This is a genomic window from Pseudomonas sp. GL-B-26 (genome assembly GCF_019947405.1).
Taxonomy (GTDB): Bacteria; Pseudomonadota; Gammaproteobacteria; order Pseudomonadales; family Pseudomonadaceae; genus Aquipseudomonas.
Genome location: NZ_JAGYGJ010000045.1, coordinates 17,291 through 36,771, shown reverse-complemented (window position 1 = coordinate 36,771; position 19,481 = coordinate 17,291). Strand labels below are relative to the sequence as shown.

32 protein-coding genes are annotated in these 19,481 nt (G+C 54.4%); all 32 read right to left on the bottom strand.

The window, feature by feature from the left end; all coding sequences use genetic code 11:
* Positions 1 to 19: 19 nt before the first annotated feature.
* The 32 genes from bfr to fusA all read right to left on the bottom strand — a co-directional run bounded on the left by bfr (position 20) and on the right by fusA (position 19,473).
* Positions 20 to 484 carry a bacterioferritin gene (gene bfr / locus KGB23_RS24010; RefSeq protein WP_007943775.1) on the bottom strand — a complete coding sequence of 155 codons (465 nt, stop codon included), beginning with the start codon at positions 482 to 484 and terminating at the stop codon, positions 20 to 22.
* A gap of 149 nt (positions 485 to 633) precedes the next feature.
* Positions 634 to 2,088, bottom strand: coding sequence for a catalase (locus tag KGB23_RS24005; RefSeq protein WP_223432831.1), 1,455 nt, complete (start codon positions 2,086 to 2,088; stop codon positions 634 to 636).
* Positions 2,089 to 2,297: 209 nt separating this feature from the next.
* Positions 2,298 to 2,684 (bottom strand): 50S ribosomal protein L17, encoded by a 387-nt coding sequence (gene rplQ, locus KGB23_RS24000; protein ID WP_008145500.1) that lies wholly within the window; start codon positions 2,682 to 2,684, stop codon positions 2,298 to 2,300.
* 42 nt (positions 2,685 to 2,726) lie between these two features.
* Positions 2,727 to 3,728: a DNA-directed RNA polymerase subunit alpha gene (locus tag KGB23_RS23995; protein ID WP_003186012.1), complete on the bottom strand. Its 1,002-nt coding sequence runs from the start codon at positions 3,726 to 3,728 to the stop codon at positions 2,727 to 2,729.
* Between the two features lie 22 nt (positions 3,729 to 3,750).
* The gene (rpsD, locus tag KGB23_RS23990; RefSeq protein WP_003210056.1) at positions 3,751 to 4,371 is read right to left on the bottom strand and encodes a 30S ribosomal protein S4; all 621 of its coding nucleotides are present in this window, start codon (positions 4,369 to 4,371) and stop codon (positions 3,751 to 3,753) included.
* 18 nt (positions 4,372 to 4,389) lie between these two features.
* Complete coding sequence (gene rpsK, locus KGB23_RS23985) at positions 4,390 to 4,779, bottom strand: 30S ribosomal protein S11 (protein WP_002555466.1); 390 nt, start codon at positions 4,777 to 4,779, stop codon at positions 4,390 to 4,392.
* Between the two features lie 30 nt (positions 4,780 to 4,809).
* Positions 4,810 to 5,166 (bottom strand): 30S ribosomal protein S13, encoded by a 357-nt coding sequence (gene rpsM / locus KGB23_RS23980; protein ID WP_003186020.1) that lies wholly within the window; start codon positions 5,164 to 5,166, stop codon positions 4,810 to 4,812.
* Positions 5,167 to 5,296: 130 nt separating this feature from the next.
* Complete coding sequence (rpmJ, locus tag KGB23_RS23975) at positions 5,297 to 5,413, bottom strand: 50S ribosomal protein L36 (protein ID WP_002555468.1); 117 nt, start codon at positions 5,411 to 5,413, stop codon at positions 5,297 to 5,299.
* Between the two features lie 27 nt (positions 5,414 to 5,440).
* Entirely contained in the window at positions 5,441 to 6,769 is a 1,329-nt protein-coding gene (gene secY / locus KGB23_RS23970) for a preprotein translocase subunit SecY (RefSeq protein WP_003228718.1), read from the bottom strand.
* A complete protein-coding gene (gene rplO, locus KGB23_RS23965) occupies positions 6,770 to 7,207 on the bottom strand; it encodes a 50S ribosomal protein L15 (RefSeq protein WP_007896782.1) in 438 nt (145 codons plus the stop codon).
* Positions 7,208 to 7,210: 3 nt separating this feature from the next.
* Entirely contained in the window at positions 7,211 to 7,387 is a 177-nt protein-coding gene (gene rpmD, locus KGB23_RS23960) for a 50S ribosomal protein L30 (RefSeq protein ID WP_003186033.1), read from the bottom strand.
* Positions 7,388 to 7,389: 2 nt separating this feature from the next.
* Positions 7,390 to 7,890, bottom strand: a complete 501-nt coding sequence (gene rpsE / locus KGB23_RS23955) for a 30S ribosomal protein S5 (RefSeq protein ID WP_007943782.1) — start codon at positions 7,888 to 7,890, stop codon at positions 7,390 to 7,392.
* A 3-nt stretch (positions 7,891 to 7,893) separates the two neighbouring features.
* Positions 7,894 to 8,244: a 50S ribosomal protein L18 gene (gene rplR / locus KGB23_RS23950; protein WP_003186037.1), complete on the bottom strand. Its 351-nt coding sequence runs from the start codon at positions 8,242 to 8,244 to the stop codon at positions 7,894 to 7,896.
* Positions 8,245 to 8,254: 10 nt separating this feature from the next.
* On the bottom strand, positions 8,255 to 8,788 hold the full coding sequence (gene rplF, locus KGB23_RS23945) for a 50S ribosomal protein L6 (RefSeq protein WP_003176412.1): 534 nt from the start codon (positions 8,786 to 8,788) through the stop codon (positions 8,255 to 8,257).
* A gap of 12 nt (positions 8,789 to 8,800) precedes the next feature.
* On the bottom strand, positions 8,801 to 9,193 hold the full coding sequence (gene rpsH / locus KGB23_RS23940) for a 30S ribosomal protein S8 (protein ID WP_003186040.1): 393 nt from the start codon (positions 9,191 to 9,193) through the stop codon (positions 8,801 to 8,803).
* A 209-nt stretch (positions 9,194 to 9,402) separates the two neighbouring features.
* Positions 9,403 to 9,708 (bottom strand): 30S ribosomal protein S14, encoded by a 306-nt coding sequence (gene rpsN, locus KGB23_RS23935; RefSeq protein WP_003176414.1) that lies wholly within the window; start codon positions 9,706 to 9,708, stop codon positions 9,403 to 9,405.
* Positions 9,709 to 9,721: 13 nt separating this feature from the next.
* Positions 9,722 to 10,261 (bottom strand): 50S ribosomal protein L5, encoded by a 540-nt coding sequence (rplE, locus tag KGB23_RS23930; RefSeq protein ID WP_003176415.1) that lies wholly within the window; start codon positions 10,259 to 10,261, stop codon positions 9,722 to 9,724.
* Positions 10,262 to 10,281: 20 nt separating this feature from the next.
* On the bottom strand, positions 10,282 to 10,596 hold the full coding sequence (rplX, locus tag KGB23_RS23925) for a 50S ribosomal protein L24 (RefSeq protein WP_008145498.1): 315 nt from the start codon (positions 10,594 to 10,596) through the stop codon (positions 10,282 to 10,284).
* An 11-nt stretch (positions 10,597 to 10,607) separates the two neighbouring features.
* Positions 10,608 to 10,976 (bottom strand): 50S ribosomal protein L14, encoded by a 369-nt coding sequence (gene rplN / locus KGB23_RS23920; protein WP_002555479.1) that lies wholly within the window; start codon positions 10,974 to 10,976, stop codon positions 10,608 to 10,610.
* 23 nt (positions 10,977 to 10,999) lie between these two features.
* Positions 11,000 to 11,266 carry a 30S ribosomal protein S17 gene (rpsQ, locus tag KGB23_RS23915; protein ID WP_003176419.1) on the bottom strand — a complete coding sequence of 89 codons (267 nt, stop codon included), beginning with the start codon at positions 11,264 to 11,266 and terminating at the stop codon, positions 11,000 to 11,002.
* Between the two features lie 2 nt (positions 11,267 to 11,268).
* Complete coding sequence (gene rpmC / locus KGB23_RS23910) at positions 11,269 to 11,460, bottom strand: 50S ribosomal protein L29 (protein ID WP_008030901.1); 192 nt, start codon at positions 11,458 to 11,460, stop codon at positions 11,269 to 11,271.
* Positions 11,460 to 11,873 carry a 50S ribosomal protein L16 gene (gene rplP / locus KGB23_RS23905; protein ID WP_008145497.1) on the bottom strand — a complete coding sequence of 138 codons (414 nt, stop codon included), beginning with the start codon at positions 11,871 to 11,873 and terminating at the stop codon, positions 11,460 to 11,462. Before rplP ends, rpmC begins: the two co-directional genes overlap by 1 nt.
* A gap of 12 nt (positions 11,874 to 11,885) precedes the next feature.
* Positions 11,886 to 12,572 (bottom strand): 30S ribosomal protein S3, encoded by a 687-nt coding sequence (gene rpsC / locus KGB23_RS23900; protein WP_003176422.1) that lies wholly within the window; start codon positions 12,570 to 12,572, stop codon positions 11,886 to 11,888.
* A gap of 13 nt (positions 12,573 to 12,585) precedes the next feature.
* Positions 12,586 to 12,918, bottom strand: a complete 333-nt coding sequence (gene rplV / locus KGB23_RS23895) for a 50S ribosomal protein L22 (protein WP_003103908.1) — start codon at positions 12,916 to 12,918, stop codon at positions 12,586 to 12,588.
* Positions 12,919 to 12,931: 13 nt separating this feature from the next.
* Positions 12,932 to 13,207 carry a 30S ribosomal protein S19 gene (rpsS, locus tag KGB23_RS23890; RefSeq protein WP_002555486.1) on the bottom strand — a complete coding sequence of 92 codons (276 nt, stop codon included), beginning with the start codon at positions 13,205 to 13,207 and terminating at the stop codon, positions 12,932 to 12,934.
* A gap of 16 nt (positions 13,208 to 13,223) precedes the next feature.
* Complete coding sequence (rplB, locus tag KGB23_RS23885; protein WP_003176423.1) at positions 13,224 to 14,048, bottom strand: 50S ribosomal protein L2; 825 nt, start codon at positions 14,046 to 14,048, stop codon at positions 13,224 to 13,226.
* A gap of 14 nt (positions 14,049 to 14,062) precedes the next feature.
* Positions 14,063 to 14,362 (bottom strand): 50S ribosomal protein L23, encoded by a 300-nt coding sequence (gene rplW, locus KGB23_RS23880; RefSeq protein WP_002555488.1) that lies wholly within the window; start codon positions 14,360 to 14,362, stop codon positions 14,063 to 14,065.
* A complete protein-coding gene (gene rplD / locus KGB23_RS23875; protein WP_007896707.1) occupies positions 14,359 to 14,961 on the bottom strand; it encodes a 50S ribosomal protein L4 in 603 nt (200 codons plus the stop codon). The genes rplW and rplD overlap by 4 nt, the downstream gene beginning before the upstream one ends.
* Before the next feature lie 12 nt (positions 14,962 to 14,973).
* Positions 14,974 to 15,609 carry a 50S ribosomal protein L3 gene (gene rplC / locus KGB23_RS23870; RefSeq protein WP_003186059.1) on the bottom strand — a complete coding sequence of 212 codons (636 nt, stop codon included), beginning with the start codon at positions 15,607 to 15,609 and terminating at the stop codon, positions 14,974 to 14,976.
* An 80-nt stretch (positions 15,610 to 15,689) separates the two neighbouring features.
* Positions 15,690 to 16,001 (bottom strand): 30S ribosomal protein S10, encoded by a 312-nt coding sequence (rpsJ, locus tag KGB23_RS23865; RefSeq protein WP_003186070.1) that lies wholly within the window; start codon positions 15,999 to 16,001, stop codon positions 15,690 to 15,692.
* A gap of 141 nt (positions 16,002 to 16,142) precedes the next feature.
* The gene (gene tuf, locus KGB23_RS23860; RefSeq protein ID WP_046047317.1) at positions 16,143 to 17,336 is read right to left on the bottom strand and encodes an elongation factor Tu; all 1,194 of its coding nucleotides are present in this window, start codon (positions 17,334 to 17,336) and stop codon (positions 16,143 to 16,145) included.
* Between the two features lie 31 nt (positions 17,337 to 17,367).
* Positions 17,368 to 19,473, bottom strand: a complete 2,106-nt coding sequence (gene fusA, locus KGB23_RS23855) for an elongation factor G (RefSeq protein WP_046047316.1) — start codon at positions 19,471 to 19,473, stop codon at positions 17,368 to 17,370.
* Positions 19,474 to 19,481: the final 8 nt, after the last annotated feature.

Here is a 19,481-nt window from a genome sequence, read left to right as displayed (position 1 = left end):
TTTTTTGTATCCGGTGGAATCAGGCGTGCGATTGCAGGTAATTTTCCAGACCGATCAGCTTGATCAGACCCATCTGCTTTTCAAGCCAGTAGGTGTGGTCTTCTTCGGTGTCATGCAATTGAACCCGCAGCATCTCGCGGCTGACATAGTCCTTGTGCTGCTCGCAGAGCTTGATGCCCTTGCAGAGCGCGGCGCGGACTTTGTATTCCAGTCGCAGGTCAGCGGCGAGCATGTCCGGCACAGTGGTGCCAACATCAAGGTCGTCCGGACGCATGCGCGGCGTACCTTCGAGCATCAGAATTCGGCGCATCAGGGCATCAGCGTGCCCGGCCTCTTCTTCCATCTCGTGGTTGATACGTTCGTAGAGCTTGGTGAAACCCCAGTCCTCATACATCCGCGAATGGACGAAATATTGATCACGCGCCGCCAGCTCGCCGGTCAGTAACGTGTTGAGGTAATCGATTACGTCTGGGTGGCCTTGCATCGCCCTACATCTCCCTGCTTGAAAGTCTGTAGTTTGAACCAAGCAGACTGTTTGGTCACTCTGCTTGCGCGATAAAAGCGAAGATATTCTGAGATAAGTGGTTTAAATAACGCAAAAACCGCCCTAATGAGGGCGGTTCTGCTTCTCGTTTAGACTTCGTTAAGCTGTACGTTGAGCAGCTTTGCGATTGCTTCTCCATACGCCGGATCGGCTTTGTAGAAATGCTGCAATTGGCGGTCAACTACATCGCTGGAAACTCCGGTCATTGCGCCGGCAATGTTGCCGACCAACAGCGCTTTCTGCTCATCGCTCATCAAACGGAACAACGCACCAGCATGGCTGTAGTAGTCGGTATCCTCGCGGTGATCGTAGCGATCAGCCGAACCACTTAGCGCCAATGGCGGCTCTGCATAACGAGGCGCTTGCTTCGGCGATTCGACGTAGCTGTTCGGCTCGTAGTTAGGTGTCGCTCCGCCATTGCTGCCAAACGCCATCGAACCGTCGCGCTGATAGCTGTTTACCGGGCTGCGAGGCGCGTTCACCGGCAATTGCTGGTGGTTGGTGCCAATGCGGTAGCGGTGCGCATCGGCGTAAGCGAACACTCGACCCTGCAGCATGCGATCAGGCGACAAACCGACACCCGGGACCATGTTGCTCGGCCCGAACGCCGCTTGCTCGACTTCAGCGAAATAGTTCTGCGGGTTGCGGTTAAGCTCCAGCTCGCCCACTTCGATCAGCGGAAACTCTTTCTGCGACCAGGTTTTGGTCACATCAAACGGGTTTTCGTAGTGCGCTGCGGCCTGAGCCTCGGTCATGATCTGGATGCACACGCGCCATTTCGGGAAATCACCGCGCTCAATCGCGCCGAACAGATCACGCTGCGCGTAATCCGGATCGGTACCGGCCAGGCGTGCCGCTTCTGCTGGCGCCAGGTTTTTAATCCCTTGCTTGGTCTTGTAGTGCCATTTCACCCAGTGACGCTCGCCATTGGTGTTGATCAGGCTGTAGGTGTGACTGCCGAAGCCGTGCATGTGACGGTAGCCATCGGGGATGCCACGGTCCGAGAACAAAATGGTGACCTGGTGCAACGCCTCAGGTGAGTGCGACCAGAAGTCCCACATCATTTGCGCGCTTTTCAGGTTGCTTTGTGGCAGACGTTTCTGGGTGTGAATAAAGTCCGGGAATTTCAAAGGATCGCGGATAAAGAACACTGGCGTGTTGTTGCCGACGATGTCCCAGTTACCTTCTTCGGTGTAGAACTTCAGGGCGAAACCACGTGGATCGCGCTCGGTGTCGGCCGAACCACGCTCACCGCCAACGGTGGAAAACCGCAGGAAGGTTGGGGTTTGCTTGCCGATAGACTCAAACAGTTTGGCGCTTGTGTACTCGGTGATGTCCCGAGTTACGGTGAACGTACCGTAAGCACCCGAACCTTTGGCGTGTACGCGGCGCTCAGGGATGTTTTCACGGTTGAAATGGGCAAGCTTCTCGATCAGGTGAAAGTCGTCGAGCAGCAGCGGGCCACGAGGGCCGGCGGAACGGGAATTCTGGTTATCAGCGACAGGAGCGCCACTGGCGGTGGTAAGTGTTTTATTTTGGCTCATGCGATGTCTTCCTCTGTCAGTCTTTCCTACTGCCGGCTAATCGGCTGAGAGGGAGTATTGACCATCAACATGACACCATCAAATTCATTAAATTGTGAGAATCGATAGATAAATACTAATGAGGCTTTATCGCTTAGGCTTTTCGATACTTTTCGAGCGTGCACAAAAAACCGGGCACTAGGCCCGGTTCTTCGTTTCAGACTGACGTCTTACTCGGCGGATACAGCTTCACCACCGGCAGGACGATCAACCAACTCGACGTACGCCATAGGCGCGTTGTCGCCAGTGCGGAAACCGCACTTGAGGATGCGCAAGTAGCCACCCTCACGGGTAGCGTAACGCTTGCCCAGGTCGTTGAAGAGCTTACCAACGATAGCTTTCGAACGAGTACGGTCGAAAGCCAGACGGCGGTTAGCCAGGCTGTCTGTCTTGGCCAAAGTGATCAGCGGCTCAGCAACGCGACGCAGTTCTTTAGCTTTCGGCAGTGTAGTTTTGATCAGCTCGTGCTCGAACAGCGACACTGCCATGTTTTGAAACATGGCCTTGCGGTGCGAGCTAGTGCGGCTCAGGTGACGACCACTTTTACGATGACGCATGGTTCATTCCTTACCAAACACAACGTTCGGTGATTACGACGATCAGGCAGTCGCCTTGTCGTCCTTCTTAAGACTTGCAGGCGGCCAGTTGTCGAGGCGCATGCCGAGGGACAGACCGCGGGAGGCCAGAACGTCCTTGATTTCAGTCAAGGATTTCTTGCCAAGGTTCGGAGTCTTCAACAGCTCTACTTCGGTACGCTGAATCAGGTCACCGATGTAGTAAATGTTTTCCGCCTTAAGGCAGTTAGCCGAACGTACAGTCAGTTCCAGATCGTCAACCGGGCGAAGCAGGATCGGATCGATCTCGTCTTCCTGCTCGACAACCACTGGCTCACTGTCACCTTTGAGGTCGACGAACGCAGCCAACTGCTGTTGCAGAATGGTTGCAGCGCGGCGAATTGCCTCTTCAGGATCCAGAGTACCGTTGGTTTCCAGATCAATAACCAGCTTGTCCAGGTTAGTACGCTGTTCGACACGGGCGTTTTCCACCACGTATGCGATACGGCGAACCGGGCTGAACGAAGAGTCAAGCTGCAAGCGACCAATGCTGCGGCTTTCGTCTTCATCGCTCTGACGCGAGTCTGCCGGTTCATAACCACGACCACGAGCTACGGTGAGCTTCATGTTCAGGGCGCCGTTAGACGCCAGGTTAGCGATTACGTGATCGGGGTTAACGATCTCGACATCATGATCCAGCTGAATATCGGCAGCGGTAACCACCCCCGAACCCTTCTTCGACAAGGTCAGCGTAACTTCGTCACGGCCATGCAGCTTGATAGCCAGACCTTTAAGGTTCAACAGGATTTCAATTACGTCTTCCTGTACACCTTCGATGGCGCTGTACTCATGGAGCACACCGTCAATCTCGGCCTCGACTACTGCGCAGCCGGGCATTGAGGACAACAGGATGCGGCGCAGCGCGTTGCCCAGGGTGTGGCCAAAACCACGCTCGAGAGGCTCGAGAGTGATCTTGGCGCGGGTTGGACTGACAACCTGCACATCAATATGGCGGGGTGTCAGGAACTCATTTACCGAAATCTGCATGGATGCACCTATTTTCTAGCCCTTACTTGGAGTAGAGCTCGACAATCAGGCTTTCGTTGATGTCGGCGGACAGATCACTGCGAGCTGGAACGTTCTTGAAAACGCCCGACTTCTTCTCAGTGTCTACTTCTACCCATTCTACGCGGCCACGTTGGGCACACAGATCGAGAGCTTGGACAATGCGAAGTTGGTTCTTTGCTTTCTCGCGAATCGCGACCACGTCACCAGCACGAACCTGGTACGACGGCACGTTTACGGTCTGACCGTTAACGCTGACGGATTTGTGCGATACCAGCTGACGGGATTCGGCACGAGTAGAGCCAAAACCCATACGGTATACAACGTTGTCCAGACGGCATTCGAGCAGTTGCAACAGGTTTTCGCCAGTTGCACCTTTCTTGCCAGCAGCTTCTTTGTAGTAGCCGCTGAATTGACGCTCGAGAACGCCGTAGATACGACGGACCTTCTGCTTTTCACGCAGTTGGGTGCCGTAATCGGACTGGCGACCGCGGCGTTGGCCGTGGATACCAGGTGCTGCTTCAATGTTGCACTTCGATTCGATCGCGCGCACGCCGCTCTTCAAGAAGAGATCGGTGCCTTCGCGACGAGCGAGTTTGCATTTTGGACCAATGTAACGAGCCATTCTTTACAATCTCCTGGATTACACGCGGCGCTTCTTCGGCGGACGGCACCCGTTGTGCGGGATTGGCGTCACGTCGGTGATGCTGGCGATCTTGTAGCCACAGCCGTTCAAAGCGCGGACTGCAGATTCACGACCTGGACCTGGACCTTTGACGTTAACGTCGAGGTTTTTCAGGCCGTATTCCAGCGCAGCTTGACCAGCACGTTCAGCAGCTACTTGAGCAGCAAACGGGGTGGACTTGCGGGAACCGCGGAAACCCGAACCACCGGAGGTAGCCCAGGAAAGAGCGTTGCCTTGACGGTCGGTGATGGTCACGATTGTGTTGTTAAAAGATGCATGGATGTGGGCGATGCCATCAACCACTGTCTTTTTAACTTTTTTACGAGGACGAGCAGCAGGTTTAGCCATGATTAATTTCCTGTCGATTCGCTGGGGCGATTACTTGCGGATCGGCTTACGCGGACCTTTACGGGTACGCGCGTTAGTCTTGGTACGCTGACCGCGCACTGGAAGACCACGACGATGACGCAGACCGCGATAGCAACCGAGGTCCATCAAACGCTTGATTTTCATGTTGATTTCGCGACGCAGGTCACCTTCAGTGGTGAACTTCGCCACTTCGCCACGCAGCTGTTCAATCTGCTCGTCGCTCAGATCTTTGATCTTTGCGGCTGGGTTTACCCCAGTCACTGCACAGATCTTCTGTGCAGTAGTGCGACCAACACCATAGATGTAGGTCAGCGAGATAACAGTATGCTTGTTATCTGGAATGTTAACGCCTGCAATACGGGCCATTCAGTGGGACTCCAATTGACAGCTACCTACGCCCCGGAAGCCAAGAAATAGGGCGCGAGATAATATCGCTGTAATAACAAATAATCAACCCGGCAGCGCACTAGCTGCCGGGCTTGAAGCACAATCACACTCAGCCTTGGCGCTGTTTGTGACGCGGTTCCGCGCTGCAAATTACTCGAACAACACCTTCGCGGCGAATAATCTTGCAGTTACGGCACAGCTTTTTCACCGATGCACGAACTTTCATCACCAACTCCTCGAACCTTATGGGTACTCAGCGCAACATGCCGCTGCCGTAACCCTTCAGGTTGGCTTTCTTCATCAGGGATTCGTACTGGTGCGAAACGAGGTGCGATTGTACTTGGGACATGAAGTCCATCACAACCACGACGACGATCAGCAACGAGGTCCCGCCAAGGTAGAACGGTACGTTTGCTGCAACCACCAGGAACTGGGGCAACAAGCACACGGCCGTCATGTAAAGAGCACCGAACATGGTCAAGCGAGTCAGAACGCCATCAATGTAGCGCGCAGACTGCTCACCTGGACGGATGCCCGGAATAAAGGCACCGGACTTCTTCAGGTTTTCCGCTACGTCTTTCGGATTGAACATCAACGCCGTATAGAAGAAGCAGAAGAAAATAATCCCTGCACTAAACAGCAGAATATTCAACGGCTGACCAGGAGCGATCGACTGCGAGATGTCCTGCAACCAGCCCATACCTTCAGACTGGCCGAACCAGGCACCCAACGAAGCCGGGAACAGCAAAATGCTGCTCGCGAAAATGGCCGGAATAACACCGGCCATGTTCACCTTCAGCGGCAAGTGGCTAGTCTGCGCAGCGAAGACCTTGCGGCCCTGCTGACGCTTGGCGTAGTGAACAGCAATACGACGCTGACCACGCTCAATGAACACCACGAAACCGATAATCGCTACTGCCAGCAAACCGATGGCAACCAGGGCGAAGATGTTGATATCACCCTGACGTGCAGACTCGAAAGACTGCCCGATCGCTCTCGGAAGACCGGCGACGATACCCGAAAAAATCAACATCGAGATACCGTTGCCAACACCACGCTCAGTAATCTGCTCACCCAGCCACATCATGAACATCGCACCAGCCACAAAAGTGGATACCGCGACGAAATGGAAGCCAAAGTCACCAGTGAACGCAACGCCCTGCCCTGCCAGACCAATGGACATGCCAATTGCCTGAACGAGAGCGAGGACGACAGTGCCGTAGCGGGTGTACTGGCTGATCTTGCGACGGCCAGCTTCACCTTCCTTCTTCAACTGTTCCAGCTGCGGGCTAACGGCGGTCATCAGTTGCATGATGATCGATGCCGAAATGTACGGCATGATCCCCAGTGCAAAGATGCTCATCCGTTCCAGCGCGCCGCCGGAAAACATGTTGAACAAGCTAAGAATGGTCCCCTCATTCTGTCGAAACAGGTCCGCGAGTCGGTCCGGGTTGATACCTGGAACCGGGATGTGTGCGCCTATTCGGTAGACGATAATCGCCAGGAACAGAAAACGCAGACGAGCCCAGAGTTCAGACATACCGCCTTTGCCGAGCGCAGAGAGAGCACCTTGCTTAGCCATTTATTCCTCGAACTTGCCGCCAGCTGCTTCGATAGCCGCACGCGCACCTTTGGTGGCGCCGATTCCCTTTCCGATGGTGACAGCGCGAGTAACTTCGCCGGACAGCATGATTTTCACACGCTGAACGTTGACGTTGATCACGTTGGCATCTTTCAGGGACTGCACGGTGACGATGTCGCCTTCCACTTTAGCCAGCTCGGACAGACGCACTTCTGCGCGGTCCATGGCTTTCAGGGAAACGAAACCGAACTTCGGCAGGCGACGATGCAGCGGCTGTTGACCGCCTTCAAAGCCTGGAGCAATGGTGCCACCGGAGCGGGAGGACTGACCTTTGTGGCCACGGCCACCGGTCTTGCCCAAACCACTACCGATACCACGGCCCGGACGATGCTTTTCGCGACGGGAACCCGGCGCTGGACTCAGATCATTGAGTTTCATCGATTAACCCTCGACACGCAGCATGTAGTAAGCCTTGTTGATCATCCCGCGATTCTCGGGAGTATCAAGTACTTCTACAGTGTGACCGATGCGACGCAGACCCAGACCCTTAACGCACAATTTGTGGTTAGGGATGCGGCCGGTCATGCTTTTGATCAGCGTAACTTTTACGGTAGCCATGATCAGAAGATCTCCTTGACGCTTTTGCCACGCTTGGCGGCAATGGATTCAGGAGACTGCATAGCTTTCAAACCTTTGAAAGTGGCGTGAACCACGTTTACCGGGTTAGTCGAGCCGTAGCACTTGGCCAGAACGTTCTGAACGCCAGCAACTTCGAGGACAGCACGCATAGCGCCGCCAGCGATGATACCGGTACCTTCAGAAGCAGGCTGCATGTACACCTTCGAAGCGCCGTGACCGGACTTCATTGCGTACTGCAGAGTGGTGCCGTTCAGATCAACTTGGATCATGTTGCGGCGAGCAGCTTCCATTGCCTTCTGGATCGCAGCAGGCACTTCACGCGACTTGCCACGGCCGAAGCCAACACGCCCTTTACCATCACCAACCACGGTCAACGCGGTAAAAGTGAAGATACGGCCGCCTTTAACGGTTTTGGCTACACGGTTAACTTGAACCAGCTTCTCGATGTAGCCTTCGTCGCGCTTTTGGTCGTTATTTGACATAACTTAGAACTCCAGCCCAGCTTCACGAGCAGCATCAGCCAGCGCCTTGACGCGGCCGTGGTACTTGAAGCCAGAGCGGTCGAAAGCCACCTGCGAGACGCCAGCGGCTTTAGCACGCGTAGCGACCAGCTGGCCAACCTTAGTGGCCGCGTCGATGTTGCCAGTGGCGCCATCACGCAGTTCTTTATCCAAAGTCGAGGCAGATGCCAGGACTTTGTTGCCGTCGGCCGAAATGACCTGGGCGTAGATGTGCTGCGACGAGCGGAACACGCAGAGACGCACGACTTCGAGTTCGTGCATTTTCAGGCGTGCTTTGCGAGCGCGACGCAGTCGAGTAACTTTTTTGTCGGTCATTTGCTATGCCCTACTTCTTCTTGGCTTCTTTACGACGGACGACTTCGTCCGCGTAGCGCACACCTTTGCCTTTGTACGGCTCTGGTGGACGGAAGTCGCGGATCTCGGCGGCCACTTGACCTACCAGCTGCTTATCGATGCCCTTGATCAGGATATCGGTCTGGCTAGGAGTCTCAGCGGTGATGCCTTCCGGCAGTTCATAATCCACTGGGTGCGAGAAGCCAAGAGCCAGGTTCAGCACTGTGCCTTTTGCTTGCGCTTTGTAACCAACACCGACCAGCTGGAGCTTGCGCTCGAAGCCTTGGCTTACGCCTTGGACCATGTTGTTTACCAACGCACGAGTGGTACCAGCCATTGCGCGAGTTTGTTGATCGCCATTGCGAGCAGCGAAACGCAGCTCACCAGCTTCTTCAACGATCTCAACGGACGAATGGATGTTCAGTTCGAGAGTGCCCTTGGCACCCTTCACCGAAAGCTGTTGGCCTGCGAATTTGACTTCGACACCGGCTGGCAGCTTAACGGGGTTCTTAGCGACGCGTGACATGCTTATCCCCCCTTAGAACACAGTGCAAAGAACTTCGCCGCCGACACCGGCAGCGCGCGCAGCACGATCCGTCATCACACCTTTGTTGGTGGAGACGATAGACACACCGAGACCGCCACGAACTTTTGGCAGATCATCGACGGACTTGTACTGACGCAGGCCTGGACGGCTAACGCGCTTCACTTCTTCGATGACCGGACGGCCTTCGAAGTACTTCAGCTCGATGGACAGCAGTGGTTTGATTTCGCTGCTGATCTGATAACCCGCAATGTAACCTTCGTCCTTCAGGACTTTGGCAACAGCTACCTTCAAAGTAGAAGATGGCATGCTTACGACGGACTTTTCAGCCATCTGGGCATTACGGATTCGAGTTAGCATGTCCGCTAACGGGTCCTGCATACTCATGGGCTAGACGCTCCTAATACAAAAAAATTAGCCTTGCGGCTACTACTTGTCGCCGAGCTCATCCATGCGGAAAAAGCACGGGCTCAGGCGAGCCGGGTATTCTAGACACACCCCACAAATGAATCAAGCCCCAAAAGGGGCTTGATTCAAGCTCAAGGTCACCGGCGGTCAGGATCTTGCGACCCCGAACACCGAGACTTTGATAGTGCTTACCAGCTGGCTTTAACCAGACCAGGTACGTCACCACGCATTGCAGCTTCACGCAGTTTGTTACGGCCAAGGCCGAACTTGCGGTAAACGCCGTGTGGACGACCGGTCAGGCGGCAGCGGTTACGCATGCGCGAGGCGCTTGCATCACGCGGCTGCTTCTGCAGAGCTACTGTAGCTTCCCAACGTGCTTCTGGACTTGCGTTCAGATCAACGATGATAGCTTTCAGTGCTGCACGCTTTTTGGCGTACTTGGCAACCGTGAGCTGACGCTTCAGCTCGCGGTTTTTCATGCTCATCTTGGCCATTTTCCTACTCCAATCAGTTGCGGAACGGGAATTTGAAAGCACGCAACAGGGCGCGACCTTCATCATCGTTCTTGGCAGTGGTGGTCAGGGTAATGTCCAGACCGCGGAGAGCATCGATCTTGTCGTAGTCGATTTCCGGGAAGATGATCTGCTCTTTAACGCCCATGCTGTAGTTACCACGACCATCGAAGGACTTGGCATTCAGGCCGCGGAAGTCGCGAACCCGAGGCAGGGAGATCGACAGCAGACGATCCAGGAACTCGTACATACGCTCACGGCGCAGGGTCACTTTGACGCCGATCGGCCAACCTTCACGGACTTTAAAGCCAGCGATGGATTTCCGAGCGTAGGTCACAACGACTTTCTGGCCGGTGATCTTTTCCAGGTCGGCAACAGCGTGCTCGATGACTTTTTTGTCACCGACCGCTTCGCCCAGACCCATGTTCAGGGTGATTTTTGTAACGCGTGGAACTTCCATCACGTTCGAAAGCTTAAGTTCTTCCTTAAGCTTCGGTGCGATTTCCTTCCAGTAAATCTCTTTTAGTCGTGCCATGGTCTTCTACCTAGCAGTGTTCAAGCATCAACCGCTTTTTGGGTCGACTTGAAGACACGAATTTTCTTGCCGTCTTCTACTTTGAAACCAACGCGGTCAGCCTTGTTGGTTTCGCCGTTGAAAATGGCGACGTTAGAAGCGTCCAGTGGAGCTTCTTTTTCGACGATACCGCCTTGTACGCCCGACGCCGGGTTAGGCTTGGTATGACGCTTAACCAGGTTCAGACCACCAATAACCAGACGGTTATTAGCGAGAACCTTAAGCACCTTACCGCGCTTACCTTTGTCTTTGCCGGCGATCACGATGATCTCGTCGTCACGACGAATCTTTTGCATGTCGGATCTCCTTACAGCACTTCTGGGGCGAGCGAGACGATCTTCATGAACTTCTCAGTACGAAGTTCACGGGTCACTGGCCCAAAGATACGGGTGCCGATCGGCTCTTGCTTGTTGTTCAGAAGAACAGCAGCGTTGCCATCAAAGCGGATAATGGAGCCATCAGCACGGCGTACGCCGTGACGAGTGCGGACTACAACAGCAGTCATCACTTGGCCTTTTTTCACTTTACCGCGAGGAATTGCTTCCTTCACAGTAACTTTGATGATGTCACCGATACCAGCGTAACGACGATGGGAGCCACCCAGCACCTTGATGCACATAACACGGCGAGCGCCGCTGTTATCGGCCACATCGAGCATGGATTGAGTCTGAATCATATAATTTCTCCGACCCCTAGTCCTTAGACTTCCACAGCGCGTTCGAGAACATCAACCAGCGCCCAAGACTTGGTCTTGGCCAAAGGACGAGTTTCACGAATAGTGACTTTGTCGCCGATGTGGCACTGATTGGTTTCGTCGTGCGCGTGCAGCTTAGTCGAACGCTTAACGTATTTACCGTAGATCGGGTGCTTAACGCGACGCTCGATCAGAACGGTGATGGTCTTGTCCATTTTGTCGCTGACAACACGGCCAGTCAGCGTACGGACGGTTTTTTCGGCTTCAGCCATGATTACTTACCTGCCTGCTGTTTGAGCACAGTCTTCACGCGAGCGATGTCACGCTTAACTTGCCGGAGCAGGTGAGACTGCCCCAACTGGCCAGTTGCTTTCTGCATGCGCAGATTGAACTGGTCGCGCAGCAGGCCGAGCAGTTGCTCGTTAAGCTGCGGCGCGTCTTTTTCACGAAGTTCGTTCGCTTTCATCACATCACCGTCCGTTTAACGAAGGCAGTGGCGAGCGGCAGCTTTGCAGCAGCCAAGGCAAAAGCCTCACGCGCCAGCTCTTCAGTAACACCCTCGATTTCATACAGGACTTTGCCTGGCTGAATCTGGGCAACCCAGTACTCCACACTACCCTTACCTTTACCCATCCGAACTTCGAGTGGCTTTTTGGAAATAGGCTTGTCCGGGAATACACGGATCCAGATCTTGCCGCCACGTTTAACGTGACGGGTCAGAGCACGACGCGCTGACTCGATCTGACGAGCGGTGAGACGACCACGAGCTACAGACTTCAGCGCGAACTCGCCGAAGCTGACTTTGCTACCGCGCTGTGCCAGACCACGGTTGTGGCCTGTCATCTGCTTGCGGAACTTCGTACGCTTTGGTTGCAACATTTGGCGTACCCCTTACTTAGCAGCTTTTTTACGAGGCGCTGGTGCTTGTGGTTTCAGTTCTTCTTGGCGACCACCAATTACTTCGCCTTTGAAGATCCAAACCTTTACACCGATCACACCGTAAGTGGTGTGAGCTTCGTAGTTGGCATAGTCGATGTCGGCACGCAGGGTGTGCAATGGCACACGACCTTCGCGATACCATTCAGTACGTGCGATTTCAGCACCGCCGAGACGACCGCTCACTTGGATTTTGATGCCTTTGGCACCAATGCGCATGGCGTTCTGAACAGCGCGCTTCATAGCGCGACGGAACATTACGCGACGCTCCAGCTGCTGAGCTACGCTCTGCGCAACCAGCATACCGTCGAGTTCCGGCTTGCGGATCTCTTCGATATTGATGTGCACAGGCACACCCATTTGCTTGGTCAGGTCCTGACGCAGTTTCTCAACATCTTCACCTTTCTTCCCGATAACGATACCTGGACGAGCGGTGTGGATGGTGATACGTGCAGTCTGAGCCGGACGATGGATATCGATACGGCTTACGGACGCGCTTTTTAGTTTGTCTTGGAGATACTCACGCACCTTCAGATCAGCGAACAAATAGTCCGCATAAGTCCGACCGTCTGCGTACCAGACGGAGGTGTGCTCCTTGACGATTCCCAGGCGAATGCCAATGGGATGTACTTTCTGACCCATCTCTTCGACTCCGTTACTTGTCAGCAACCTTGACAGTGATATGGCAAGACCGCTTGACGATGCGATCAGCACGGCCTTTGGCACGTGGCATGATTCGCTTCAGCGAACGCCCTTCGTTGACGAAAACGGTGCTGACTTTAAGGTCATCAACGTCTGCGCCTTCGTTATGCTCGGCGTTGGCTACGGCCGACTCCAGCACTTTCTTCATGATCTCGGCGGCTTTCTTACTGCTGAAAGCCAACAGGTTGAGCGCTTCGCCCACCTTCTTCCCGCGGATCTGGTCGGCGACCAAGCGGGCTTTCTGGGCGGAGATTCGAGCGCCCGACAACTTAGCGGCTACTTCCATCGTTCCTTACCCCTTAACGCTTGGCTTTCTTGTCTGCCACGTGCCCACGATATGTGCGGGTACCGGCAAACTCGCCCAGTTTGTGGCCGACCATGTCTTCGTTCACGAGAACTGGAACATGTTGACGACCGTTATGCACTGCAATGGTCAAACCGACCATTTGTGGCAGGATCATCGAACGACGCGACCAGGTTTTAACTGGTTTGCGATCGTTCTTTTCCGCCGCCACTTCGATCTTCTTCAGTAGGTGAAGATCAATAAAAGGACCTTTTTTCAGAGAACGTGGCACTGTCGTATCCCTCTATTTACTTGCGACGACGGACGATCATTTTGTCGGTACGCTTATTACCACGAGTCTTCGCGCCCTTAGTCGGGAAGCCCCATGGCGATACCGGATGACGACCACCAGAGGTACGACCTTCACCACCACCATGCGGGTGGTCAACCGGGTTCATGGCAACACCACGAACGGTTGGGCGAACGCCACGCCAGCGTTTGGCACCAGCTTTACCCAGCGAACGCAGGCTGTGCTCGGAGTTCGAGACTTCACCCAGGGTCGCGCGGCATTCAGCCAGCACTTTACGCATCTCACCAGAACGCAGACGCAGGGTCACGTAGACACCTTCACGAGCGATCAGCTGAGCCGAAGCACCAGCGGAACGAGCGATTTGCGCGCCTTTACCTGGCTTCAATTCGATGCCGTGTACGGTGCTACCAACTGGAATGTTACGCAGTTGCAGAGCGTTGCCCGGCTTGATCGGTGCCAGAGCACCTGCGATCAGCTGGTCGCCAGCACTCACGCCTTTAGGGGCGATGATGTAGCGACGCTCGCCATCTGCGTACAGCAGCAGAGCGATGTGAGCAGTACGGTTTGGATCGTATTCAATACGCTCGACAGTGGCAGAGATGCCATCTTTGTCGTTGCGACGGAAATCGACCAGACGATAATGCTGCTTATGGCCACCACCGATGTGACGAGTGGTAATACGACCATTGTTGTTACGACCACCAGTCTTCGATTTTTTCTCGAGCAGCGGTGCGTGAGGAGCGCCTTTATGCAGCTCCTGGTTGACCACCTTGACCACAAAACGGCGGCCAGGGGAAGTCGGTTTGCATTTAACGATTGCCATGATGCACCCCTTCCTTACTCAGCACTGCTGCTGAAATCGAGATCTTGGCCTGGCTGAAGGGAGATAACTGCCTTCTTCCAGTCATTACGCTTGCCCAGACCGCGAGCAGTGCGTTTGCTCTTACCCAGAACATTCAGGGTAGTAACACGCTCTACTTTCACGCTGAACAGGCTTTCGACGGCCTTCTTGATTTCCAGCTTGGTTGCATCAGTTGCAACCTTGAAAACGAACTGGCCTTTCTTGTCAGCCAGAACCGTAGCCTTCTCGGAAACGTGCGGGCCAAGCAGAACTTTAAATACGCGTTCCTGGTTCATCCCAGCAGCTCCTCGAATTTCTTCACGGCCGACACGGTGATCAACACCTTGTCGTATGCGATCAGACTAACTGGATCGGAACCCTGCACGTCACGTACATCAACGTGTGGCAGGTTACGAGCAGCCAGGTACAGGTTCTGATCAACCACTTCAGACACGATCAAGACGTCAGTCAGGCCCATGCCGGTCAGTTTGTTCAGCAGATCTTTGGTCTTCGGTGCATCAACAGCGAAGTCCTGAACCACAACCAGACGATCAGTACGCACCAGCTCAGCAAGGATGGAACGCATTGCTGCGCGATACATCTTCTTGTTCAGCTTCTGGGTGTGATCCTGAGGACGAGCTGCGAAAGTGGTACCGCCGCCACGCCAGATTGGGCTACGGATAGTACCGGCACGAGCACGGCCAGTACCTTTCTGACGCCATGGGCGCTTACCGCCACCACGAACGTCGGAACGGGTCTTTTGCTGCTTGCTACCTTGACGGCCGCCGGCCATGTAGGCCACGACTGCTTGGTGAACCAGCGTCTCGTTGAATTCGCCGCCAAATGTCAGTTCGGAAACTTCGATCGCTTGAGCGTCATTTACATTTAATTGCATGTCAGCTTCCCCTTAACCGCGAGCCTTGGCTGCTGGACGTACAACCAAGTTGCCGCCAGTAGCGCCAGGAACAGCGCCCTTGACCAACAACAGATTGCGTTCAGCGTCCACGCGCACTACTTCGAGGGACTGCACGGTCACGCGCTCAGCGCCCATATGACCGGACATTTTTTTGCCCTTGAATACACGACCAGGAGTCTGGCACTGGCCGATAGAGCCTGGAACGCGGTGGGATACGGAGTTACCGTGGGTATTATCTTGCCCGCGGAAATTCCAACGCTTGATCGTACCCTGGAAGCCTTTACCTTTGGACTGACCGGTTACATCAACCAGTTGACCAGCGGCGAAGATTTCAGCGTTGATCAGATCGCCGGCCTGGTACTCGCCTTCTTCAAGACGGAATTCCATTACGGTACGACCAGCGGCAACGTTCGCTTTAGCGAAGTGGCCAGCTTGAGCAGCTGTAACACGCGAAGCACGACGCTCGCCTACAGTGACTTGCACTGCACGATAGCCATCGGTCTCTTCAGTTTTGAACTGGGTGACGCGATTCGGTTCGATCTCAATGACCGTGACCGGAATGGAGACACCTTCTTCGGTGAAAATACGGGTCATACCGCATTTACGACCGACTACACCAATAGTCATGTTGTAAACCTCATGAGTGTACGGGGCTTTCACCCGCTATGGCCGCCCATTTCAGAGCGTTACACGACTAAGACCGAGTCTTAGCCGAGGCTGATCTGCACTTCCACACCGGCCGCAAGATCAAGCTTCATAAGAGCATCAACGGTTTTATCCGTTGGCTGGACGATGTCCAGAACGCGCTTATGAGTACGGATCTCATACTGGTCACGCGCGTCTTTGTTGACGTGCGGGGAGACCAGAACGGTGAACCGCTCTTTACGGGTAGGCAGTGGAATTGGACCACGCACTTGAGCACCAGTACGTTTCGCGGTTTCCACGATTTCCTGGGTGGATTGGTCGATCAGGCGATGGTCAAAAGCCTTCAACCTGATACGGATTTGCTGATTTTGCATTGGATTTCAGACTCCGGCTGCTATTCCCAGCGAGCGCAATACGCCCGTTAAAAGGAGGCGCAATTCTATAGACGGGCTACTACAGTGTCAACCCAATAAAAAAGCCCCCGCTAGGCGGGGGCTTTTTCAAGTCATCACTTATTAAGCGATGATTTTGGCTACGACGCCAGCGCCGACGGTACGACCGCCTTCACGAATAGCGAAACGCAGACCATCTTCCATTGCGATGGTTTTGATCAGGGTGACAACCATTTTGATGTTGTCGCCTGGCATTACCATTTCAACGCCTTCCGGCAGTTCGCAGTTACCGGTCACGTCAGTGGTCCGGAAGTAGAACTGTGGACGGTAGCCTTTGAAGAACGGAGTGTGGCGACCGCCTTCTTCTTTGCTCAACACGTACACTTCAGCTTCGAAGGTAGTGTGCGGCTTAACCGAACCTGGCTTGACCAGAACCTGGCCACGCTCAACGTCGTCACGCTTGGTGCCGCGCAGCAGCACGCCGCAGTTCTCGCCAGCACGACCTTCGTCGAGCAGCTTACGGAACATTTCAACACCGGTGCAGGTGGTGACGGTAGTGTCACGCAGACCAACGATTTCCAGTGGATCCTGAACCTTGACGATACCGCGCTCGATACGGCCAGTCACAACAGTACCGCGACCGGAGATCGAGAATACGTCTTCGATTGGCATCAGGAACGGCTTGTCGATAACACGAACTGGATCCGGGATGTAGCTGTCCAGAGTTTCTACCAGGCGCTTAACAGCGGTGGTACCCATTTCGTTGTCGTCTTGGCCGTTCAGAGCCATCAGAGCCGAACCGATGATGATCGGAGTGTCGTCACCTGGGAAGTCGTAAGTGCTCAGCAGATCGCGCACTTCCATCTCAACCAGTTCCAGCAACTCAGCGTCGTCAACCATGTCAGCCTTGTTCAGGAAGACAACGATGTACGGAACGCCAACCTGACGGGACAGCAGGATGTGCTCACGGGTTTGTGGCATCGGACCATCAGCGGCCGAACAAACCAGGATAGCGCCGTCCATTTGAGCAGCACCGGTGATCATGTTCTTCACATAGTCAGCGTGACCTGGGCAGTCAACGTGAGCGTAGTGACGGATCAGCGAGTTGTATTCAACGTGTGCGGTGTTGATGGTGATACCACGAGCCTTTTCTTCCGGAGCGCTGTCGATTTTGTCGAAAGCAACAACGGCCGAACCGAAAATTTCGGAGCAGACGCGAGTCAGAGCAGCGGTCAGCGTGGTTTTACCGTGGTCGACGTGACCGATGGTGCCAACGTTGACGTGCGGGAGGGTACGGTCAAATTTTTCTTTAGCCACGACAATTAACTCCTAGCCTAAAGGGGCTGAATCAGCCTTGTTTTTTGGTAACAGTTTCGACGATATGCGACGGAGCTGTATTGTATTTTTTGAATTCCATAGAGTAGCTTGCGCGACCTTGGGACATGGAACGAACGTCGGTTGCGTAACCGAACATCTCACCCAACGGAACCTCGGCGCGAATCACTTTGCCGGAAACCGTGTCTTCCATACCCAGGATCATGCCGCGACGACGGTTAAGGTCGCCCATCACGTCACCCATATAGTCTTCAGGCGTAACAACCTCTACCGCCATGATCGGCTCAAGCAACTCACCACCGCCCTTCTGGGCCAGTTGCTTGGTAGCCATGGAAGCAGCCACCTTAAACGCCATCTCGTTGGAGTCGACGTCGTGGTAGGAACCATCGAACACGGTAGCCTTCAGGCCGATTAGCGGATAGCCGGCAACAACGCCGTTCTTCATCTGCTCTTCGATACCCTTCTGGATAGCCGGGATGTATTCCTTAGGAACCACACCACCCACTACTTCGTTCAGGAATTGCAGACCTTCCTGACCTTCGTCAGCAGGAGCAAAACGAATCCAGCAATGACCGAACTGGCCACGACCGCCGGACTGGCGAACGAACTTGCCTTCAATTTCGCAGCTCTTCGTGATGCGCTCACGGTACGAAACTTGAGGCTTACCGATGTTGGCTTCGACGTTGAACTCACGGCGCATCCGGTCAACCAGGATGTCCAGGTGCAACTCGCCCATGCCGGAGATGATCGTTTGACCAGTCTCTTCATCAGTCTTGACGCGGAAAGATGGATCTTCCTGAGCGAGCTTGCCCAGAGCGATACCCATTTTTTCCTGGTCGTCCTTGGTCTTAGGCTCTACGGCAACCGAAATAACCGGCTCCGGGAAGTCCATGCGAACCAGGATGATTGGCTTGTCAGCGTTGCACAAAGTCTCACCAGTGGTGACGTCCTTCATGCCGATCAAGGCCGCGATGTCACCAGCGCGCACTTCCTTGATTTCTTCACGGGCGTTTGCGTGCATTTGCACCATACGACCCACGCGCTCTTTCTTGCCTTTAACCGAGTTGATCACGCCGTCGCCGGAGGCCAACACGCCCGAGTAAACTCGAACGAAGGTCAAGGTACCCACGAATGGGTCGGTAGCGATCTTGAACGCCAGAGCCGAGAACGGCTCGCTGTCGTCTGCGTGACGCTCCATTTCCTGGGTCTCGTCATCCGGGTCAGTACCCTTGATGGCAGGAATGTCGCTTGGAGCAGGCAGGTAGTCGATAACGGCGTCGAGAACCAGGGGAACACCCTTGTTCTTGAAGGAAGAACCGCAAACAGCCAGAACGATCTCACCAGCGATAGTACGCTGACGCAGAGCGGCCTTGATTTCCTCGTTGGTGAGCTCTTCACCTTCGAGGTACTTGTTCATCAGCTCTTCGCTGGCTTCAGCCGCAGCTTCAACCATGTTGCCGCGCCATTCGTCAGCCAATTCCTGCAGTTCAGCAGGGATAGGCTTGCGAACTGGAACCATGCCTTTGTCAGAGTCGTTCCAGTAAACAGCTTCCATAGCCATCAGATCGATCTGACCCTGGAAGTTGTCTTCGGAACCGATAGCCAACTGGATTGGCACCGGAGTGTGACCCAGACGCTGCTTGATCTGACCGATCACGCGCAGAAAGTTCGCACCAGCACGGTCCATCTTGTTTACGTAAACAAGACGTGGAACGCCGTATTTGTTGGCCTGACGCCATACGGTTTCCGACTGAGGCTCAACGCCCGAGGTGCCGCAGAACACAACGACCGCGCCATCGAGTACACGCAGGGAACGTTCAACTTCAATAGTGAAGTCAACGTGACCCGGGGTATCAATAACGTTGAAGCGGTATTGGTCTTTGTGCTGCTTCTCGGAACCCTGCCAGAAGGCGGTAATAGCAGCAGAAGTAATGGTAATACCACGCTCCTGCTCCTGCACCATCCAGTCTGTGGTCGCGGCGCCGTCATGCACCTCGCCCATCTTGTGACTTTTGCCAGTGTAAAAAAGGACGCGCTCGGTGGTGGTGGTTTTACCAGCATCCACGTGAGCAACGATACCAATGTTACGGTAGCGATTAATCGGTGTAGTACGAGCCATAAAGCCCT

Bases quoted from the DNA above. Each gene is read 5' to 3' on its own strand.
- bfr (WP_007943775.1), bottom strand. From the start codon at position 484: ATGCAAGGCCACCCAGACGTAATCGATTACCTCAACACGTTACTGACC.
- KGB23_RS24005 (WP_223432831.1), bottom strand. From the start codon at position 2,088: ATGAGCCAAAATAAAACACTTACCACCGCCAGTGGCGCTCCTGTCGCT.
- rplQ (WP_008145500.1), bottom strand. From the start codon at position 2,684: ATGCGTCATCGTAAAAGTGGTCGTCACCTGAGCCGCACTAGCTCGCAC.
- KGB23_RS23995 (WP_003186012.1), bottom strand. From the start codon at position 3,728: ATGCAGATTTCGGTAAATGAGTTCCTGACACCCCGCCATATTGATGTG.
- rpsD (WP_003210056.1), bottom strand. From the start codon at position 4,371: ATGGCTCGTTACATTGGTCCAAAATGCAAACTCGCTCGTCGCGAAGGC.
- rpsK (WP_002555466.1), bottom strand. From the start codon at position 4,779: ATGGCTAAACCTGCTGCTCGTCCTCGTAAAAAAGTTAAAAAGACAGTG.
- rpsM (WP_003186020.1), bottom strand. From the start codon at position 5,166: ATGGCCCGTATTGCAGGCGTTAACATTCCAGATAACAAGCATACTGTT.
- rpmJ (WP_002555468.1), bottom strand. From the start codon at position 5,413: ATGAAAGTTCGTGCATCGGTGAAAAAGCTGTGCCGTAACTGCAAGATT.
- secY (WP_003228718.1), bottom strand. From the start codon at position 6,769: ATGGCTAAGCAAGGTGCTCTCTCTGCGCTCGGCAAAGGCGGTATGTCT.
- rplO (WP_007896782.1), bottom strand. From the start codon at position 7,207: ATGAAACTCAATGATCTGAGTCCAGCGCCGGGTTCCCGTCGCGAAAAG.
- rpmD (WP_003186033.1), bottom strand. From the start codon at position 7,387: ATGGCTACCGTAAAAGTTACGCTGATCAAAAGCATGACCGGCCGCATC.
- rpsE (WP_007943782.1), bottom strand. From the start codon at position 7,890: ATGTCAAATAACGACCAAAAGCGCGACGAAGGCTACATCGAGAAGCTG.
- rplR (WP_003186037.1), bottom strand. From the start codon at position 8,244: ATGACCGACAAAAAAGTTACTCGACTGCGTCGCGCTCGCAAAGCACGC.
- rplF (WP_003176412.1), bottom strand. From the start codon at position 8,788: ATGTCACGCGTCGCTAAGAACCCCGTTAAGCTGCCAGCCGGTGTCGAA.
- rpsH (WP_003186040.1), bottom strand. From the start codon at position 9,193: ATGAGTATGCAGGACCCGTTAGCGGACATGCTAACTCGAATCCGTAAT.
- rpsN (WP_003176414.1), bottom strand. From the start codon at position 9,708: ATGGCCAAGATGAGCATGAAAAACCGCGAGCTGAAGCGTCAGCTCACG.
- rplE (WP_003176415.1), bottom strand. From the start codon at position 10,261: ATGGCACGACTAAAAGAGATTTACTGGAAGGAAATCGCACCGAAGCTT.
- rplX (WP_008145498.1), bottom strand. From the start codon at position 10,596: ATGCAAAAGATTCGTCGTGACGACGAGATCATCGTGATCGCCGGCAAA.
- rplN (WP_002555479.1), bottom strand. From the start codon at position 10,976: ATGATTCAGACTCAATCCATGCTCGATGTGGCCGATAACAGCGGCGCT.
- rpsQ (WP_003176419.1), bottom strand. From the start codon at position 11,266: ATGGCTGAAGCCGAAAAAACCGTCCGTACGCTGACTGGCCGTGTTGTC.
- rpmC (WP_008030901.1), bottom strand. From the start codon at position 11,460: ATGAAAGCGAACGAACTTCGTGAAAAAGACGCGCCGCAGCTTAACGAG.
- rplP (WP_008145497.1), bottom strand. From the start codon at position 11,873: ATGTTGCAACCAAAGCGTACGAAGTTCCGCAAGCAGATGACAGGCCAC.
- rpsC (WP_003176422.1), bottom strand. From the start codon at position 12,572: ATGGGTCAGAAAGTACATCCCATTGGCATTCGCCTGGGAATCGTCAAG.
- rplV (WP_003103908.1), bottom strand. From the start codon at position 12,918: ATGGAAGTAGCCGCTAAGTTGTCGGGCGCTCGAATCTCCGCCCAGAAA.
- rplB (WP_003176423.1), bottom strand. From the start codon at position 14,048: ATGGCAATCGTTAAATGCAAACCGACTTCCCCTGGCCGCCGTTTTGTG.
- rplW (WP_002555488.1), bottom strand. From the start codon at position 14,362: ATGAACCAGGAACGCGTATTTAAAGTTCTGCTTGGCCCGCACGTTTCC.
- rplD (WP_007896707.1), bottom strand. From the start codon at position 14,961: ATGCAATTAAATGTAAATGACGCTCAAGCGATCGAAGTTTCCGAACTG.
- rplC (WP_003186059.1), bottom strand. From the start codon at position 15,609: ATGACTATTGGTGTAGTCGGTCGTAAATGCGGTATGACCCGTATTTTC.
- rpsJ (WP_003186070.1), bottom strand. From the start codon at position 16,001: ATGCAAAATCAGCAAATCCGTATCAGGTTGAAGGCTTTTGACCATCGC.
- fusA (WP_046047316.1), bottom strand. From the start codon at position 19,473: ATGGCTCGTACTACACCGATTAATCGCTACCGTAACATTGGTATCGTT.